The organism is Nocardioides speluncae (assembly GCF_003121585.1).
Classification (GTDB): Bacteria; Actinomycetota; Actinomycetes; order Propionibacteriales; family Nocardioidaceae; genus Nocardioides; species Nocardioides speluncae.
In genome coordinates this window covers 1-16,286 of the sequence record NZ_QEOO01000022.1, presented here as the reverse complement: position 1 = coordinate 16,286, position 16,286 = coordinate 1, and the positions used below count along the sequence as shown (strand labels likewise).

At 68.8% G+C, this 16,286-nt stretch carries 19 protein-coding genes, 1 tRNA gene and 1 pseudogene; 17 read left to right on the top strand and 4 right to left on the bottom strand.

Annotation, left to right across the window (positions count from 1 at the left end):
* Nucleotides 1-178 precede the first annotated feature (178 nt).
* The gene (locus DDV73_RS12340; RefSeq protein ID WP_161962371.1) at nucleotides 179-1,630 is read right to left on the bottom strand and encodes a lysyl oxidase family protein; all 1,452 of its coding nucleotides are present in this window, start codon (nucleotides 1,628-1,630) and stop codon (nucleotides 179-181) included.
* 330 nt (nucleotides 1,631-1,960) lie between these two features.
* Between DDV73_RS12340 and DDV73_RS12335 the strand changes: the two genes are divergently transcribed.
* The 7 genes from DDV73_RS12335 (at nucleotide 1,961) to DDV73_RS12310 (ending at nucleotide 5,785) form a co-directional block, all read left to right on the top strand.
* Nucleotides 1,961-3,211, top strand: coding sequence for a glutamate-5-semialdehyde dehydrogenase (locus DDV73_RS12335; RefSeq protein WP_109507554.1), 1,251 nt, complete (start codon nucleotides 1,961-1,963; stop codon nucleotides 3,209-3,211).
* Nucleotides 3,212-3,266: 55 nt separating this feature from the next.
* The gene (locus DDV73_RS12330; RefSeq protein ID WP_109507553.1) at nucleotides 3,267-3,725 is read left to right on the top strand and encodes a VTT domain-containing protein; all 459 of its coding nucleotides are present in this window, start codon (nucleotides 3,267-3,269) and stop codon (nucleotides 3,723-3,725) included.
* Nucleotides 3,726-3,799: 74 nt separating this feature from the next.
* Nucleotides 3,800-3,955, top strand: a complete 156-nt coding sequence (locus DDV73_RS28430; RefSeq protein ID WP_170126024.1) for a hypothetical protein — start codon at nucleotides 3,800-3,802, stop codon at nucleotides 3,953-3,955.
* Nucleotides 3,952-4,644, top strand: a complete 693-nt coding sequence (nadD, locus tag DDV73_RS12325) for a nicotinate-nucleotide adenylyltransferase (RefSeq protein ID WP_109507552.1) — start codon at nucleotides 3,952-3,954, stop codon at nucleotides 4,642-4,644. The genes DDV73_RS28430 and nadD overlap by 4 nt, the downstream gene beginning before the upstream one ends.
* Nucleotides 4,631-5,008 carry a ribosome silencing factor gene (gene rsfS, locus DDV73_RS12320; protein ID WP_109507551.1) on the top strand — a complete coding sequence of 126 codons (378 nt, stop codon included), beginning with the start codon at nucleotides 4,631-4,633 and terminating at the stop codon, nucleotides 5,006-5,008. Before nadD ends, rsfS begins: the two co-directional genes overlap by 14 nt.
* On the top strand, nucleotides 5,005-5,634 hold the full coding sequence (locus tag DDV73_RS12315; RefSeq protein WP_109507550.1) for a histidine phosphatase family protein: 630 nt from the start codon (nucleotides 5,005-5,007) through the stop codon (nucleotides 5,632-5,634). Before rsfS ends, DDV73_RS12315 begins: the two co-directional genes overlap by 4 nt.
* Before the next feature lie 78 nt (nucleotides 5,635-5,712).
* Nucleotides 5,713-5,785: transfer RNA gene (locus DDV73_RS12310), tRNA-Ala, on the top strand.
* 156 nt (nucleotides 5,786-5,941) lie between these two features.
* Here the strand turns inward: DDV73_RS12310 and DDV73_RS28425 are convergent.
* Nucleotides 5,942-6,952 (bottom strand): alpha/beta fold hydrolase, encoded by a 1,011-nt coding sequence (locus DDV73_RS28425; RefSeq protein ID WP_338066395.1) that lies wholly within the window; start codon nucleotides 6,950-6,952, stop codon nucleotides 5,942-5,944.
* Between the two features lie 24 nt (nucleotides 6,953-6,976).
* Nucleotides 6,977-7,616 (bottom strand): annotated as a pseudogene (locus DDV73_RS29610) (HD domain-containing phosphohydrolase); the annotation flags it as partial.
* On the opposite strand from DDV73_RS29610, the gene DDV73_RS29170 reads away from it, so the two are divergent.
* The gene (locus DDV73_RS29170; protein ID WP_240617260.1) at nucleotides 7,539-8,258 is read left to right on the top strand and encodes a hypothetical protein; all 720 of its coding nucleotides are present in this window, start codon (nucleotides 7,539-7,541) and stop codon (nucleotides 8,256-8,258) included. The pseudogene DDV73_RS29610 and the gene DDV73_RS29170 overlap by 78 nt on opposite strands.
* A 23-nt stretch (nucleotides 8,259-8,281) precedes the next feature.
* Here DDV73_RS29170 and DDV73_RS12295 read toward each other — a convergent pair whose 3' ends face one another.
* Nucleotides 8,282-8,833: a COG4315 family predicted lipoprotein gene (locus DDV73_RS12295; RefSeq protein ID WP_109507547.1), complete on the bottom strand. Its 552-nt coding sequence runs from the start codon at nucleotides 8,831-8,833 to the stop codon at nucleotides 8,282-8,284.
* A gap of 176 nt (nucleotides 8,834-9,009) precedes the next feature.
* On the opposite strand from DDV73_RS12295, the gene DDV73_RS12290 reads away from it, so the two are divergent.
* From DDV73_RS12290 to DDV73_RS12255, 9 genes are all read left to right on the top strand, one after another.
* The gene (locus DDV73_RS12290) at nucleotides 9,010-9,294 is read left to right on the top strand and encodes a YciI family protein (RefSeq protein ID WP_206050837.1); all 285 of its coding nucleotides are present in this window, start codon (nucleotides 9,010-9,012) and stop codon (nucleotides 9,292-9,294) included.
* Nucleotides 9,254-9,388: a YciI family protein gene (locus tag DDV73_RS29720; RefSeq protein ID WP_206050844.1), complete on the top strand. Its 135-nt coding sequence runs from the start codon at nucleotides 9,254-9,256 to the stop codon at nucleotides 9,386-9,388. The genes DDV73_RS12290 and DDV73_RS29720 overlap by 41 nt, the downstream gene beginning before the upstream one ends.
* A gap of 4 nt (nucleotides 9,389-9,392) precedes the next feature.
* Nucleotides 9,393-10,625, top strand: coding sequence for an RNA polymerase sigma factor (locus DDV73_RS12285; RefSeq protein WP_338066394.1), 1,233 nt, complete (start codon nucleotides 9,393-9,395; stop codon nucleotides 10,623-10,625).
* 126 nt (nucleotides 10,626-10,751) lie between these two features.
* Nucleotides 10,752-12,143 (top strand): chromate efflux transporter, encoded by a 1,392-nt coding sequence (gene chrA, locus DDV73_RS12280; RefSeq protein ID WP_109507656.1) that lies wholly within the window; start codon nucleotides 10,752-10,754, stop codon nucleotides 12,141-12,143.
* A gap of 65 nt (nucleotides 12,144-12,208) precedes the next feature.
* Nucleotides 12,209-12,790 (top strand): winged helix-turn-helix domain-containing protein, encoded by a 582-nt coding sequence (locus DDV73_RS12275; RefSeq protein ID WP_109507545.1) that lies wholly within the window; start codon nucleotides 12,209-12,211, stop codon nucleotides 12,788-12,790.
* Nucleotides 12,783-13,469, top strand: a complete 687-nt coding sequence (locus DDV73_RS12270; RefSeq protein WP_109507544.1) for an SRPBCC family protein — start codon at nucleotides 12,783-12,785, stop codon at nucleotides 13,467-13,469. Before DDV73_RS12275 ends, DDV73_RS12270 begins: the two co-directional genes overlap by 8 nt.
* 154 nt (nucleotides 13,470-13,623) lie before the next feature.
* Nucleotides 13,624-14,112 carry a hotdog fold thioesterase gene (locus DDV73_RS12265; protein WP_109507543.1) on the top strand — a complete coding sequence of 163 codons (489 nt, stop codon included), beginning with the start codon at nucleotides 13,624-13,626 and terminating at the stop codon, nucleotides 14,110-14,112.
* A gap of 40 nt (nucleotides 14,113-14,152) precedes the next feature.
* Nucleotides 14,153-15,202 (top strand): alpha/beta fold hydrolase, encoded by a 1,050-nt coding sequence (locus DDV73_RS12260; protein WP_109507655.1) that lies wholly within the window; start codon nucleotides 14,153-14,155, stop codon nucleotides 15,200-15,202.
* An 84-nt stretch (nucleotides 15,203-15,286) separates the two neighbouring features.
* Nucleotides 15,287-16,081 (top strand): isoprenylcysteine carboxylmethyltransferase family protein, encoded by a 795-nt coding sequence (locus tag DDV73_RS12255; RefSeq protein ID WP_161962370.1) that lies wholly within the window; start codon nucleotides 15,287-15,289, stop codon nucleotides 16,079-16,081.
* The last annotated feature ends 205 nt before the right edge of the window (nucleotides 16,082-16,286 follow it).

Below are 16,286 nucleotides of genomic sequence, written 5' to 3'. Positions count from 1 at the left end.
CGCCCCCGCCGACCCGGCCGGTCTTCACGCACAAACACGCCGACCCGGCTCTTGTTCACGTAAAGCGTGTGAACAAGAGCCGGGTCGACGTCATTCTGAGCCTGCGAAGACTGACGTCAACCCGGAGCTCCGCTGGCGGCGTCGTATTGCGTCAACTCAGGCCAGGTCAGCGCGTTTGTCAGTGCGGGTGGGGCTCGGCGGTGCCGTGCTCCTTGATGATGCCGACCTGCGGGATGTGCACGGTGCGGGCACCGGGCTTGCCGCCGATCCAGATCCGGCGCAGCCGGACGTTGTTGTTCTTGTTGGACTCGTGCAGTGTGCCCATCGGGTTGGCCTCGACCGCGATGTAGTACACGCCGTTCGGCAGGCCCTTCAGGTTGAAGGACTGGCCGGCCCGGAACTGCTGGTAGGTGTCGCCCGAACCGGCCGACAGCACCTCACGGATCGACAGCGAGTCCTTCTCGCCACAGGAGGTGTGCAGGTCGGTGTTCTCCGGCCGCCAGTCCGCGCCCGGCACGGTGTAGTCGACCGCGTCGGTGTTCGCCAGGCAGAACGACTCCTTGCGCGAGCGGACCGCATTGGTCTTGTCGGCCTTCAGCAGCCGGTAGCGCGCGAAGTCCAGGAAGTGCCAGTGGTTGTGGGTGGGTGCCGCGTGCCAGTGGAACTTGCCGACCTTCTCGTAGCCGGTCTGCTCGCCATCGCTGTCGAAGAAGTACTGGTAGCCGTCCATGTGGTCCTCGCCGCGCTTGCGGAAGCCGTCGACTACGAGCGGGCTGTTCCCGGCATTCCACACGTTCGCGGAGAACCGCAGGTAGTTGCCGCCCTCGTTCACCTGGATCCCGAATGCCGGCAGTGAGCGCAGGTCGGGCAGCGGGCCGTCGATGCGGCCACCACGGGCGCTGCTCGGCTCCTGCGCCGCGGGACGGGCGATCGCGCCGTCCGAGCGGTTGTCAGCGCCGCGCAGCTCGCCCTCGCCCGTGCCCTTCTTGATGACGAGTGGGAAGCTTCGGCTGCCGACGCTCTGCGGTACGCCGAAGAGCTTGCGGTACTTGGCGTCGACGGCGACCGTCACGCGGTACTTGCCGTTGGCCAGCTTCATCTGGCTGGGCAGGTCGAGCCGGGTCGCCCACCCCTTCTGGAGGCCCTGCACCGAGCCCGTGGTGTAGGGGTTCGACGGGCAGCCCATGGGGTACGGCGATCGCGCGTCCGCGTCGGGGTTGACGCGCTCTCCGTCGCCGTTGAGACACACGGTGTGTGCCTTGCTGTGCACGATCTTGCCGGCCTGATTGCGGACGGTGACCTTGATGAAGTTCGGTACGCCGCGGAAGTTCCACATGGTGCCGGTGGGGAGCTTGACGGTGCCGGACTTGCGACGCCACTCGGTGACGATCCGGTCGTCGTAGGTCTTGCGCTGGGACCAGAGCTCGAACGGCTCGTTCTGCGCCACCAGACGCAGCCCGAGGTCGACGTACACCCGCTTCTCGTTGCCCCAGCGGAAGGCGGTAGCGCGCCCCGGGGCCGACAGATAGAACGGTGCGCTGGCGGCGGCTGAGGTGGCGGCGGGCGTCGCGGGTGACTCGGCCTGGGCGGCGGGGTTGCCGGCCGGCCCAGCTGCGAGGACGAGCGCCAACGGGGTGATGGCTAATGCGGTAAGACGATGGTGCACGGTGATGGTTTCCCTTCCCGGAGACTGTGCGTGTTCTTTGTACGACGCAGCCGAAGCCCAGTCGGTTGCCCAAGAAGAGGTCACGGTTTGGACCGAGCCCTTCTTGAGCGGGTGCGGGCACAGGGCGTGCTGGCGGGCTCTCCGCCGGCTACGCGCCGCGATACACGCACGCTGGCTGCGTTGTCCTCGGTCGACGGGCCTCCGGCCCGCCTCCCTCGTCCGCCTTGCCATCGCACGCGTCTCACGACGCTCGCTACCGACGGAGAGCCCGCCAGCACGCCCTACGCTGGCCGCATGGCAATCGAGACCGACGTCAAGGCGGCGGCGGAGCGGGCGAGGGTGGCCAGCCAGTCGCTCGCGCTGGCCACGCGGGCGCAGAAGGATCAGGCACTGCAGGCGATGGCCGACGCGCTGGAGGCGGCGCAGCAGACCGTCCTGGCCGCCAACGCCGAGGACGTGACCCGTGCCGAGCAGGACGGCACCGGCGCCCACATCGTCGACCGGCTGCGGCTGACCGAGGACCGCGTCGCCGCAATGGCGCAGGGCCTGCGTGAGGTCGCCGGCCTGCCCGACCCGGTGGGCGAGGTGGTCCGCGGGAGCACCCTCGCCAACGGCCTGGAGTTGCGTCAGGTCCGGGTGCCGTTCGGAGTGGTCGGCATCATCTACGAGGCGCGCCCCAACGTCACCGCCGACGCCGCCGGCATCTGCCTGAAGTCCGGCAACGCCGTACTCCTGCGCGGGAGCTCCAGCGCGCGCTCGTCCAACGCCGCCATCGTCGAGGTGCTGCGCGGCGCGGCCGAGGCCGCCGGGCTCCCGGCCGACGCGGTGCAGCTGGTGCCGGGGGACAGCCACGACTCGGTCAAGGCGCTGATGCGCGCCCGCGGCCTGGTCGACGTCCTGATCCCGCGCGGGGGAGCGGGCCTGATCCGCAGCGTGGTCGAGGAGTCTACGGTCCCGGTGATCGAGACCGGCGTCGGCAACTGCCATGTGTACGTCGACGGCGCGGCCGACCTGGCCAAGGCGCTGTCGATCGTGGTCAACGCCAAGACCCAGCGCACCAGCGTCTGCAACGCCGCCGAGTCGCTGCTGGTGCATGCCGACATCGCCGACGAGTTCCTGCCGCAGGTGATCGAGGCGCTCCAGGAGCGCGGCGTGCTGATCCACGGCGACGACCGGTTCGCCGAGTACGACGGTGTGGTCGCGGCCACAGACGAGGACTACGGGCGGGAGTACCTCGGCAACGAGATCTCCGCGAAGGTGGTTGCCGGCATGGACGAGGCCGTCGTACACATCAGGACGTACAGCAGCCAGCACACCGACGCCATCGTCACCGAGGACCAGACCGCCGCCCGGCGCTTCGTGGCCGCCGTCGACTCGGCTGCGGTCGTCGTCAACGCCTCCACCCGCTTCACCGACGGCGGTGAGTTCGGTTTCGGCGCCGAGATCGGGATCAGCACCCAGAAGCTGCACGCCCGCGGCCCGATGGGGCTGCCGGAGATGACGTCCACCAAGTACGTCGTCACCGGCGACGGCCACGTGCGGTAGTGGTCACGCCCGGACGTCACCACTAGTCGTTGGTCGCACCAGATACCTTCACTTCGTGAAGGCGATCCTGGCGACGCTTGTGTACGCCGCCCTGGGCTCGGTCATCCCGATCCTCAACATCGAGGTCTACCTGGTCGGGATCGCAACCCAAATCAGTCCGGCCCAGGCGATCCCGGTCGCGATCGCGGCCGGCATCGGCCAGGCGGTCGGCAAGCTGGTCTGGTACTACAGCGTGGTCAGGTCGATGGACTCCGCGTGGATCCGGCGCCGGCTGGAGAACCCGAAGCGCCAGGAGCAGCTCAAGCTCTGGGAGGAGCGGATCGGTGGTCGCCCGTGGCTCGCCGCGGGCGTGCTCTTCGTCTCCGGCCTGATCGGCTTCCCGCCGCTGATGATCACCGGCGTCGTCGCCGGCGTGATCCGGATGAACGTCGTGGTCTTCCTGACCTCGATCGCGCTCGGCCGTGGCCTGCAGTCCTGGCTGATCCTGGCCGGCCTGACCGCCGTCTTCCACTGACCTGCTGGTTGGTGCGCGGCGCTAGCCGGGAGCGCCGACAACGCCGGTGGTTGCCCACAGGTAGGATCTCGCCCATGTCGCTGAGCACCGTTGTCCTTGCCGCGTCGGAGACCGCCGAGCACTCCGAGCCAGCCATCAACCCGTACGTCGTGGGCGGGATCGCGCTGGGCATCCTGCTGCTGATGTTGCTGGTGACCCTGTCGTTCGGCGCCGGCCGGGAGCACAGCTGAGCACCTCCGCCGCTCCAACCGACCAGGGCACACGGGGGCGCCGCGTCGGGGTGATGGGTGGCACCTTCGACCCCATCCATCACGGCCACCTGGTCGCCGCCAGCGAGGTCCAGGCGTGGTTCGACCTCGACGAGGTCGTGTTCGTGCCCACCGGTGACCCCTGGCAGAAGTCCGACCGAAAGGTCTCGCCCGCCGAGCACCGCTACCTGATGACGGTGATCGCGACCGCCGCCAACCCGCGGTTCACGGTCTCGCGGGTCGACATCGACCGCGACGGGCCGACGTACACCATCGACACCCTGCAGGACCTGCGCACGCAGATGCCGGATGCCGAGCTCTACTTCATCACCGGCGCCGACGCGCTGGCCGACATCTTCACATGGCGTGACGCGAGCGAGCTGTTCGAGCTGGCCAACTTCGTGGGCTGCACGCGCCCCGGCTACTCGATGGACCTGAAGACGCTGGAGAACATCCCGGAGGACCGAGTGACGATTGTGGAGATCCCGGCACTGGCGATCTCGTCCACCGACTGCCGTGAGCGGACCGGCCGCGGCGAGCCGGTGTGGTACCTGGTGCCGGACGGTGTGGTCCAGTACATCGGCAAACACCACCTCTACGTGAACACACGGGGGGCTCCGCCCCCCGTGGACCCCCCGACAGCGAACGAGGGTCACCGTGTCAGCGACTGAGCACGCCATCGAGCTGGTCCACACCGCGGCCCGGGCCGCGTCGGAGAAGCTGGCCCAGCAGATCGTGGCCTTCGACGTCTCCGAGCAGCTGGCGATCACCGACGCCTTCCTGATCGCGTCGGCGGCCAACGACCGCCAGGTCAAGTCGATCGTCGACGAGATCGAGGACAAGCTGCGCGAGATCGGGGCCAAGCCAGTACGCCGTGAGGGCGAGCGCGACGGTCGCTGGGTGCTGATGGACTACGGCGAGATCGTGGTCCACGTCCAGCACGAGGAGGAGCGCGCCTACTACGCGCTCGAACGGCTCTGGCGCGACTGTCCGACCATCGACCTGCCGCCCGACGTCGTCTCGGACGTCCGATGAGTGCCGCCGCTTCGGGCCGCCGGGTGCTCCTGCTCCGCCACGGCCAGACCTCCTGGAACGCCGTCCAGCGCGGCCAGGGGCACGCCGACATCGAGCTCGACGAGACCGGCCATGGCCAGGCCGCCGCCGCGGCGCCGTACCTCGCGGAGTACCAGCCGACGATGCTGTGGTCCTCCGATCTCGCGCGCTGTCGGCAGACCACGCAGTACGTGGCCAAGGAGACCGGCCTGGAGCCGGTGTACGACGAGCGGCTGCGCGAGTACGACCTCGGGGAGCGCACCGGGCTGACGCTCACGGAGTTCGAGGAGCGCTATCCCGCCGAGTTCGCCGAGTTCGCGGCCGGTGGCTGGCAGGCGGTGCCAGGCGGGGAGACGGTCGCCGAGGTCCGAGCGCGTACCGAGGCCGCCCTGACCGACGTGCTCGCCGTGCTGCCGGACGGCGAGTCGGCGGTGATGGTCAGCCACGGCGGTTCCCTGAAGTGCGCCATCGCGGCCGGTCTCGGCTGGACCGACGAGCAGGCTCTCAGCCTGGCCGGCCTCGCCAACTGCGGCTGGGTGGTCCTGAAGCAGGCCGCGCTCGGCGACCCGTTCCGGCTGGCGGCGTACAACCTCACCGCGGCTCGTTAGCTGGCCACCCCGATTTCGCATCCGGGTAGGTAGTTGGCTACGATTCCACGACGTTGCGCCGCTTTCGCGCGGGGCAATGGGGCTGTGGCGCAGCTGGTAGCGCACCTCCATGGCATGGAGGGGGTCAGGGGTTCGAATCCCCTCAGCTCCACGTTGTGTGATGTCCCGCGACACCGTTGACAGGTGTTGCGGGACATCGTCGCATTTCAGGTCTTCTTTGGTGGGCCTGGTGGGCGGCCGAGTGGCTGATAGTCGCGGTTGGGTCGAGGTTCAGTTCGCGGCGAATCGATCCTGCAGGCGCTGGAGCCTAGCCGAGGAAGTTCATGATCGCGGCGACTTTGGCGGTGGTGATGACGTGCCCGGTGTTCGGGAGTACGCAGAGCTGTCCGTGGGGCAGGTGCCGGTAGGCGCGGATGCAGTCCTCCACTGGCGAGTGTTCGTCACGGTCGCCGACGAGCACAAGGGTCGGCACATCGATCGAGGCGAAGTCGTTGAAGCCGTAGCCGGGCCAGTGCTGGGCGGCCTCGAAGAAATGACGCAGCATGGTCTGCCAGTGGCCGGGTCCTCCGGCGGAGTCGTGGTCGGCCTTGATCAGCGCTAGGACGCCGCGCATGGATGGGTCGGCTGCGAAGGACGCTTCTACCGTGCTTGGGTTGGCCTCGGTGGCGTCCTCGCTCCCGCCGAAGACGTGTCGGAGCATGGGGAACGACTTGGACTCGGGGTCGAAGATGTCGCGCCCCGCGTCGTTGACCAGTGCTCGGAGGATGCCGGGGTGTCGGATCGCGGCGATGGTGGCGATCATGCCGCCGTTGCTGAATCCTGCAACCGCCGGGCGGTCGAGTTCGAGGGCGTCGATCAGCGCGGCCACGTCGTCAGCCAGAAGGCTCATCGACACCCGGCCGCCCCCGTCGTGTCGAGTCAGGCCGTAGCCGCGCACGTCGGACGCGATGACATGGAACCTCTCGCTCAGGGCTGCCAGGTGGGTGCCGTACGAGAGCGGGGTTTGGTCCCACAGCGGGTTGGTGCTGACCAGGGCGCCGTGAAGCAGGACCAGGTCGGGGGAGGGGGGCGAGCCGGCCTCGCGGTAGTGGATGTCGATCCCGTTGGCCCGGACGGATTTGGTCTGGACGGCTGCTGTGCGTGACGCGCGGCGCCAGTCGTGGTCCCGGTGGTGTTCATCGTTGTTCCCTTCGCGGTCGCCCTGGGGGTGGGATGACACGTTAGGCAGCGGGACGGGGCCAGCGGATCGGGTGAATGCCCTAACTTTGGTCGAAGTTTCGTCGGCCGGTTCGTAGTCGGACACCAGGCCGTGCCGCATCGCGAACAGTCCGGCGGTGGCTCGGTTGTTGGCGCCGGTCTTGGTGAAGATGTGTTCGACGTGGGTGCCGACGGTCTTAGGCGACAGGACGAGTCGGCCGGCGATGTCGCGGTTGCTGAAGCCCCGGGCGAGCAGGCGCAGTACGTCGACCTCGCGGGTGGTCAGTCCGGCCGGCCAGGCGCGGCGTCTGGGCACGCGGTGTCCGGCGGCGCTGAGCACGGCCTCCACAGCATTGGCCTCGAGCGCGCCGCTGCGCACGTCGTCGCGCAGAAGGGTTGCCGCATCCTGTGGGTCGGCTGCGGGCCGGTGCGGACGCTCCTCGGTGGCGGTCGCGTAGCGGTCTGCGGCGGCCAGGATCCGGCCGGTGATCGGGATCGCGGCCCCGGCAAGGCCCCGTGGGTAGCCGGTGCCGTCGAGTCGTTCGTGGTGGAGCACGGCGATCGCCCCGAGCTCGGCCAAGTGGTGGGGAGAACGCGAGCATCCGCTCGGTGAGATAGGGGTGGGTGCGTACCCGCTCCCGTTCGGCGAGCGTGAGCGGTGATCGCTTGTCCCAGATGCCGTTGGACACGCCGAGACGGCCCAGGTCATGTACCAGCGCCGCACGGCGCACCCGGTCGGTGTCATCGGGGGCGAGGCCAAGTCCGTCTGCGGCGGCCCCGGCCAGCTGGGCGACGCTGCGGGCGTGGCCGATGAAGTATGGCGACTTGAGGTCGGCGAAGTCGCCGATCGCAGCCAGCACGTGGTCGAGTTCGGCCTTGTGGATGGTTCGAGCCAGGCCAGGCTCGCTGTCGAGGACCTGCGCCCAGTGGCTCTGCTGGTCCAGGCCGTCGAGGACGGCTCTGCGGTTGGCGCACAGCAGGTCAACGAGGTCGGGGTCGAACTGTTTGCCGGCGCGTTCGCGGGCCATGCGCAGGGCGGCGTGTGCGCCGCCCATCCGCTCGAACGCGGCGACCACATCGGCGAGATAGACCAGCCGGGAGGTGAGTCGGATCTCCTCGCCCCGGAGTCCCGCGGCGCCGCGGCCGTCCCAGCGTTCGTAGCTCTCGACCAGGCTGCGGCGCACCTCCTCGCCCAGGCCGAGCTGCTGTGCCAGCGCGTCGGTGGCCTTCCAGTGGCTCTCCAGGGTCGAGGAGAACCAGCGCAGCCCGGCGACCGGGAACGTGACCGAAGCCCGCACCTTGTCGGTGAGCGAGCCGCCGCTGCCCAGCTGTCGCACCAGGAAACGGGCCAGGTCTGCTGCACCGTCGCCGGCGAACATGGCCTCGCGCTTCACGACCTGAGTCTAGGCGGGGCCCGAACAGACTGAGCCCGAACAGGCAATCTCCGAGGTTAGCCGGGCGGTGCGGCGTCGCCGTTCGGCTGTACGACGTACCAGTTGCCGCCGTTCAAGAACACGTCGTGGCACTTCACCTCGCCCCTGCCTTCGTGGGCGTAGTAGTAGAGCGGGTGGTCGTTGTAGGTCACCTGGACGGTGCCGTCGGTGCGCTTGGTGGTGCCGAGCAGGGGGGCCCGGACGCCGGCGCCGGCCACCGGCTTGCCCTCGGTCAGGACGGGCGGCCAGGCCTCCGCGCAGGCGTCGTAGCAGGCCGGTTTGCTGGTGGACTCCACGTCGAACAGGTAGATCGCCTGACCCCCGCCGTCGAACAGCATCGACCCGAACTCGCTGTCCTCCACCACAATCCGCGGCCCGGATGGACCGCTGGCCTGCGGCGGGCTTTCAGGCGGTGCCGTCGTCGGGGTGCTCGGTGGCTGGCTGATGGTCGGCGTGCCGGCGCCGTCGCTGGCGGTCGGGTCCGCCTGGTTGGTCGCGGACTCCGGATCTTCGCCGCAGGCGGCCAGCAGTGTGAGACCGAGCGCCAGCGCACAGAGTCGGATGATCATGACTCGCAGTCTTCACCCTCGTATCCGGACTCGTGCGGCGCCGATGGTGACGATCTGCTTACGGATGCCGAGTCCGGTCGTTGGCTTTGGTGCGGCGTCGGTGTCCTGATCGCCGCCGCCCGTTCGTCAGTAGGTTGGAGCGGGAAGCGCCCGCGTCACCGAGGCGAGGAGTCCAGATGAACCAGTACCTGCTGTCCGTGTACGACGTGGAAGGCAGCGTCGCCGGCGCACCCACGACACCGGAGGAGATGCATTCGTTCATGGCCCGGGTGATCGCGCTCGAGGAGGAGATGGACACCGCGGGCGCGTTCGTGTTCGGCGGCGCTCTTCACGGTCCGGACGCCGCGACCGTGGTGAGCGGGGGGACCGGCCTCGACAAGGTGACGACCGACGGCCCGTTCGTGGAGGCCAAGGAAACACATCGGCGGCTTCTACATCATCAACGCCGAGAATCTCGATGAGGCTCTGGACTGGGCCAGCAAGGTCGTGGAAGCGACCAACCACGCGATCGAGGTGCGTCCGTTCCGAGCCACTGGCCGGATCCCGGCGCCGTAGCCGTATGACAGCCGGACCCCGGCCGATGGACGATGTCGAGAGCGCGTTCCGCCAAGCCCACGGTCGGGCAGTGGCGACGCTGGTCCGCGTCTTCGGCGACATCTCGCTGGCCGAGGATGCCGTCCAGGACGCGTTCGTCGCGGCGATGCAGCGGTGGCCGCGAGACGGGATTCCGGACAATCCCGCGGGCTGGATCGTAGTGACTGCCCGCCACCGCGCGATCGACGCCGTACGACGCGGCGAGCGTGGCCGAGAACTGCATCAGCAGATCGCGGCCACCCAGCCGGCCGGCGAACCCACCCAAGCGCCGGGGGAGGACCTCGGTCTGATGCGCGACGACCAGCTTCGGCTCATCTTCACCTGCTGCCACCCGGCGATCAGGGTGGAGCACCAAGTGGCCCTCACGCTCCGCCTGATCGGCGGGCTGTCGCCGGCAGAGGTCGCGCGTGCCTTCCTGGTGAACGGGGCGTCCATGTCCAAGCGCCTGGTACGAGCCAAGTACAAGATTGCCGCGGCGCGCATTCCTTACCGCGTGCCCAGCGACGCCGAGCTCCCGGCGCGGCTGAGGGCCGTGCTGTCGGTGCTCTACCTCATCTACACCGCCGGCGCGGACGACGCCGACGAACGCGGCGACCTGCGAGGCGAGTCGATCCGGTTGGCGCGGCTGCTGGTCGCGCTGATGCCCGACGAGCCGGAGGCGGTCGGCCTGCTCGCCCTGATGCTGCTGTGTGAGGCCAGGGTGCCGGCTCGGCACGGCGGTGACGTCGTACTGCTGCGCGACCAGGACCGCTCGCTTTGGGACCGCGGATTGATCGAGGAGGGGCACGACCTGGTGCTGGCGTGTATGCAACGGGCACGGATGGGTCCTTTCCAGCTCCAGGCCGCAATCCAGGGCGTCCACTGCGCGGCACCGACCTTCGAAGACACCGACTGGCCCGCCATCGTCAGGCTTTACGACCGGTTGCTGCTGGTCATGCCGACACAGGTGGTCGCCATGAACCGCGCCATCGCCGTGGCTGAAACCGAAGGGCCCGCGGCCGGCCTCGGCCTCCTGGATGCCGTGGCAGTTGAGCTCGACGGCTACCACCTGCTCCACGCTGCGCGGGCGACGCTTCTGGAGAGGCTTGGACGGGCAGCCGAGGCAGCCGAGGCCTACGACCGTGCCGCCGAACTGGCGACGACCGACAAGGACGTCGGGTTCCTATCCCGTAAACGCGACGAGGCCGCCGCGAACTGAGCGCGGTCGCGATCACGCCGGCTGAGGCCCGGCCGATCTCGCCGTACCGGGATGCGCAACGATGAGGGTCCGTCAGCCGAGCCGGTCAGCTCGCGCTACGCCGGCCACCCTGGGAAGAGGAACCTGATGACCGCCGAGCCCCCTGCGCATCGGCCCGCCGGCCCGCTGTCCGGTGGTGATGTGATCCCGCTGGGGGAGGCGAGCCGGGCGTGGTTCGCGATCTCGTTGCAGACCTTTGGAGGTCCGGCCGGGCAGATCGCGGTGATGCAGCACAAGCTGGTCGATGAGAAGCGCTGGATCGGTCAGCAGCGGTTCATGCACGCACTCAACTACTGCATGCTGCTGCCCGGCCCTGAGGCACAGCAGCTGGCCATCTACACCGGCTGGCTGCTCAATGGCACCCGAGGTGGTCTGATCGCGGGCGGCCTGTTCGTGCTGCCCGGTGTGGTGGCGCTGCTGGCTCTTTCGGCGATCTACGTGCGGTTCGGCGAGACCGACGTAGTGTCGGCGCTGTTCGCCGGCGTCGCCCCCGCGGTTATCGCCATCGTTGTCCAAGCGGTACACCGGGTGGCCAAGCGCTCGCTGAGCCACCCGGGGCTGATGGCGCTCGCAGTGGGTGCGTTCCTGGCTCTGACCGTGTTCGCGGTGCCGTTCCCGGTGGTGGTCTTCGGCGCCGGGCTGGTCGGCTGGCTGCTCAGCCGCCGGATCCCCGAACTCGCCACCCTGAAAGGGCACGCCGCCGCCGACGGACCAGCCCCGCTCATCAGCGATGAGGCGCTGCATCACGAGCTGCCCTCGCGACGCCGATCCCTCACCATCATTGCTCTTGGGCTGGCCTTGTGGTTCACCCCGGTGCTCGCCGTCGCGGTTTTCATCACCTCCACCGACGTCTTCGTCGACCAGGGCCTGTTCTTCTCGGGTGCGGCGGTCGTCACCTTCGGCGGCGCGTACGCCGTACTCGCCTACGTAGCCCAGCAGGCCGTGAACGTCTACGGCTGGCTGGCTCCCGGCGAGATGGTGCGCGGCCTTGCGCTCGCGGAGACCACGCCGGGGCCGTTGATCATGGTGGTGCAGTTCGTCGCGTTCGTTGGCGCGTACCGCAACCCCGGCTCGCTCGACCCGTGGTTCGCAGCCGTTCTCGCCTCACTGCTGGCAACCTGGGTCACCTTCGTGCCCTGCTTCCTGTTCATCCTGCTCGGCGCGCCCTACGTGGAACGACTGCGGCACAACCGGCACCTGACCGCCGCCCTGGCTGGCATCACAGCGGCGGTGGTGGGTGTCATCGCCAACCTCGCGGTCTTCTTCGCTCTACACAACCTGTTCGACCGCCAAGACACCGTCGACCGGGGTCCGGTCCATATCGAGGTGCCGGTGCTGACCGCCTGGGACCCGACCGCCTTCGCCATCACCGGCGTCGCCCTGGCAGCGATGTTCCGGCTGGGCTGGACTCCGCTGCGCACCCTCGGCCTCTGCGCACTGATCGGCATGGCGCTCTACCTGGCCGGGCTGATCACCTGATCCGGCCGCCCCGGAGCCAGCCTGCCTATTGACAAATTTTCCTGTCAATAGGCAGGCTGGTCGACATGAAGTACCTCGACGAGCCCGACCAGGTCCGGGTGGCGCTGTCGCCGATCCGGCGGCGGCTGCTCGAGCTCTTGCGTGAACCGTCCTCGGCGAGCCGGCTGGCCGAGGAGCTGGACCTGCCCCGGCAGCGGGTGAATTACCACCTCAAGGAGCTGGAGAAGGCCGGGCTGGTCGAGCTGGTCGAAGAGCGGCAGCGACGCGGGTTCACTGAGCGGGTACTGCGCGCCTCGGACGCCACGCTCGTAGTCGATCCGGGGGTGATGGGTCGAGCGCCCGAAGCGGTCCAGGACCAGTACGCGGCGGAGCATCTGATCGAGGTGGCCGCCGGGACCGTGCGTGACGTCGCGCGGATGCAGACCAGGGCCGGCGAGGCCGGGCAGCGGTTGCTGACCTTCACGGTCGAAGCCGAGGTCCGGTTCGCCGAACCAGGTGATCTCCACCGGTTCACCGAAGCGCTCACCGAGGCGGTCCGCCAGACCGTGGAGACGTTCGATTCCCCCGGCGGCCGCCCCTTCCGACTGATCGCGGGCGGCCACCCGGCGCCGCGGAAACCAACCACCGAAGGAGAAACCGATGACTGACACCCCAACGATCCAGGTCACCGTGGCCGCGCCGGTCGACACCGTCTGGGCCGCGCTCCGGGACAAGGACAAGATCCGCCACTGGCACGGCTGGGAGTTCACCGGCGGACCGGACGGCAGCCTCGACCAGGAGATCGACCTGATCTACTTCACCGACGTCACTGTCGGCGAACGCGCGGTCGCCCTCAATGGCGGCGACCGCGTCGAGCTGGCGCAGGTCGAGGGCGGCACCCGGGTCACCCTCACCCGTGCGCCTCGCGGCGATGACCCTGACTGGGCGAGCTACTACGACGACATCACCGAGGGCTGGATCACCTTCATGAACCAGCTGCGGTTCGCGGTCGAACGGCACCCGCACGACGTCCGCCGGACCGTCTTCCTATCCGGCACAGCCACAACCTCACCGCTGTCCGCGCTAGCTATCGCTGAGCTGTCTCCCGGCGACAAGTACGAGCTGGACCTCCCGGGCGAGACCGCGACCGGCCAGGTCTGGTACCGCTCGGAGCATCAGCTAGGCCTCACAGTGAACGGCTGGAACGACGGTCTTCTGGTCCTCAGCCACAACCCGACCAGCCATGCGTCGATGGCGCTGCTCAGCCTGTACGCGATCGACGAGAGCCGTCACACGGAGCTGACCAAGCAGTGGCACGTCTGGTGGACCGACACAGTGCTGCCCTAGCCCGGGTGCAGCCAGGACGCACTGCCCCGACCGCGTGACGGACCTCGACGACGCAGCCGCCACGGGAAGTGCGGTAGTTCCCCTCCTGACAAGGAGAGTCCCCGCCACCCACGCTGGAGGTCACGTCGCCGGAACAACGACAGGAAGGGTTTCCATGAACGTCGCCCAGTCAACCGAGCGCATCTGGAAAGATGTGCCGTCGCTGTCCAGCGCAAACGAGCTATCGCGGCGGAGTCTGATCGGCCACCTCGGCATCGAGTTCGTCGAGGTCGGTGAGGACTATCTGAAGGCGCGGATGCCGGTCGACGACCGCACCCGTCAGCCACTCGGGCTCCTCCATGGCGGAGCGTCGGTGGCGCTGGCAGAGACCCTTACCAGCTGGGCGGCGACCCTCACTGTCGACCCCAACGAAGCCACCTGTGTCGGGATGGAGATCAATGCCAACCACCTTCGGCCTGCTTCTTCCGGATGGGTGACCGGCACTGCCCGACCGATTGCCCTCGGCCGTCGGACCCAGGTCTGGGAGGTTCGGATCAGCGACGATGAAGGCCAACTGATCTGTGTCTCCCGCTGCACCATGGCCGTCATCCGCAGACCGACCAGTGGTGACCCGTCCGTTGTTCCGAGTGTTGGCCGTGCGTAGGTCGCCCGGCGTACGCGGAGCAGCCGTGCAGAATGGGGCCATGCCGCAGCGCATCGATTCCACGGCTCTGGCCGATGGCACCGAGATCGCTTATGGGGTAGTCGGATCGGGGCCCGTTCTCATGTATGTGCCGGGCTGGTTGACCCATCTCGAACTGAGCTGGGCGCTGCCGGACGAGCGCGACTTCTACCAGATGCTGGCCAAGAATCGGACGCTGGTGCGGTACGACAAGGCCGGCTGCGGGCTGTCTGGGACGTCGAGCCGAGCCCCCTCGATGGAGCTGGAGCTGGAGACCCTGCACGCGGTCGCAGCTGCTGTAGGGGCCGACCGGTACGAGATGTTGGGTGTGTCTCTTGGGGCACCTGTTGCCGTGGCGTGGGCGGCGTCGCACCAGGACGATGTCACCCGGCTGGTGCTGTACGGCGGCTGGGTGCGCGGTCACGATCTGACCTCCCCGGAGACCAGGGCGCATCTCCTCGGGCTGATCGCCCAGCACTGGGGCCTCGGCTCTGATCTGCTCGCTGAGATCTTCGCTCCGGATGCAGACACGGCAACCAGGGAGGCGTTCCGGGAGTACCAGCGGGCCGCAGCCACCCCCGAACGGGCCCGCGCGATGCTCGAGCTTGCGCATCGGATCGATGTGTCCGACCTCCTGGGTGCCGTCGACGTTCCGACGCTCGTGGTGCACCGCGAGCGCGACCGCGCCACGCCGCTGGCCCAGGCGGAAGCGCTTGCCGCCGGCATCCCCAGCGCCAGCCTTGCGGTGCTCGCTGGGCGTGACCACCTGCCGTACATCGGCGATGCTCTAGGCCTCGCCACCTGTGTTCGTGGCTTTCTCGGGCTTCCGCCTGCCCAGCGGCCTGTTGAATCGGCGCTGACCCCACGTCAGCACGAGGTCGCCGCATTGGTGACCGAAGGCCTCACCAACCGTGAGATCGCCGCCCGGCTCAGCGTCAGCGAGCGCACTGCTGAGTCCCACGTCGAACGCATTCGCATCCGGCTCGGATTCCGGTCGCGCGCCCAGATCGCGGCGTGGGTGACAGCCGGCGGCCCGGATCGGATGGCCTCCCTCCGCCAGGCGCGGCACTGACTCGCCGGTCCCGTCCTGGTCTCGTTCGAAAGTGCGGTAGTTCCACGGCTGACCGCCGCGGCGAGAGCGGGGACGATCGGACACGTGACTGATCAGTACCCGCGCCGGGCCGCTACGGCAATCCGTGCCTTCTCCGTGTTCGCGTACCTCGCATTCTGGGTGTCGGCCGGGTGGGGGATCGTCTTCCTCGCCGACGTCCGTCTCCTGCCGACCGTCGACACGGCCGGCACTCGGTCGGGTACCGCGGCCGTGGCGGTTGACCTGGCACTGCTGCTGGTGTTCGCCGTACATCACTCTGTGGCGGCGCGACCGAGCGTGAAAGCACGGCTGGCCCGATTCGTGCCAGCGCCGATGGAGCGCAGCCTGTTCGTGCTGGTCGCCAGCGGCTGCCTGGCTCTGGTGTTCTGGCAGTGGCAGTCGTTGCCGGCGACGGTCTGGCACGTCGACGCTCAGCCCTGGGTGGCCGTGCTGTGGACGACCTACCTGGTCAGCTGGTTGGGCGTGATCGCCTCGACGCTGCCAACCGGTCACTTCGAGTTCCTGGGGCTTCGCCAGGCGGGCTGGTTCCGGCGCGATCGCACACCTGCACCGTCATCCCTCGCCGTCGGGTCGATCTACGCGTGGGTGCGCCACCCGATGATGTTCTTCCTGCTGATCACCTTCTGGGTGACGCCGCACATGTCCGTGGGACACCTGCTGTTCGCGCTTGCCGGTTCCGGCTACATCGGCGTCGGCATCCTCTTCGAGGAGGCCGACCTACGCCGCCAGTACGGCGCGGCCTACCGGGACTACGCCTCCCGGGTGCCCGCGCTGCTTCCGCGCAGACCCCGATCGGGACGCGTTGGCTCCGAGGTCGTGCCGGACCAGCCGCACCGTTGATCTGGTCCCGAGGTTCTTGGTCGTCGGTTGATCGCTTGGTGCCGGTCGGCTACGGGACCGGGAGTGCGGCGACTGATCATCGTCGCCATCCGTGCGGGCTATCGTTCCAGGCGCTGGTGGTTGCTGGAGCCGTGGCTCGGCTTGCGGCCCTCGTCGTCGTTCTCGAGTTCGGCGGCGATGGACACGGTGAGGCCGCCGAGCAGGA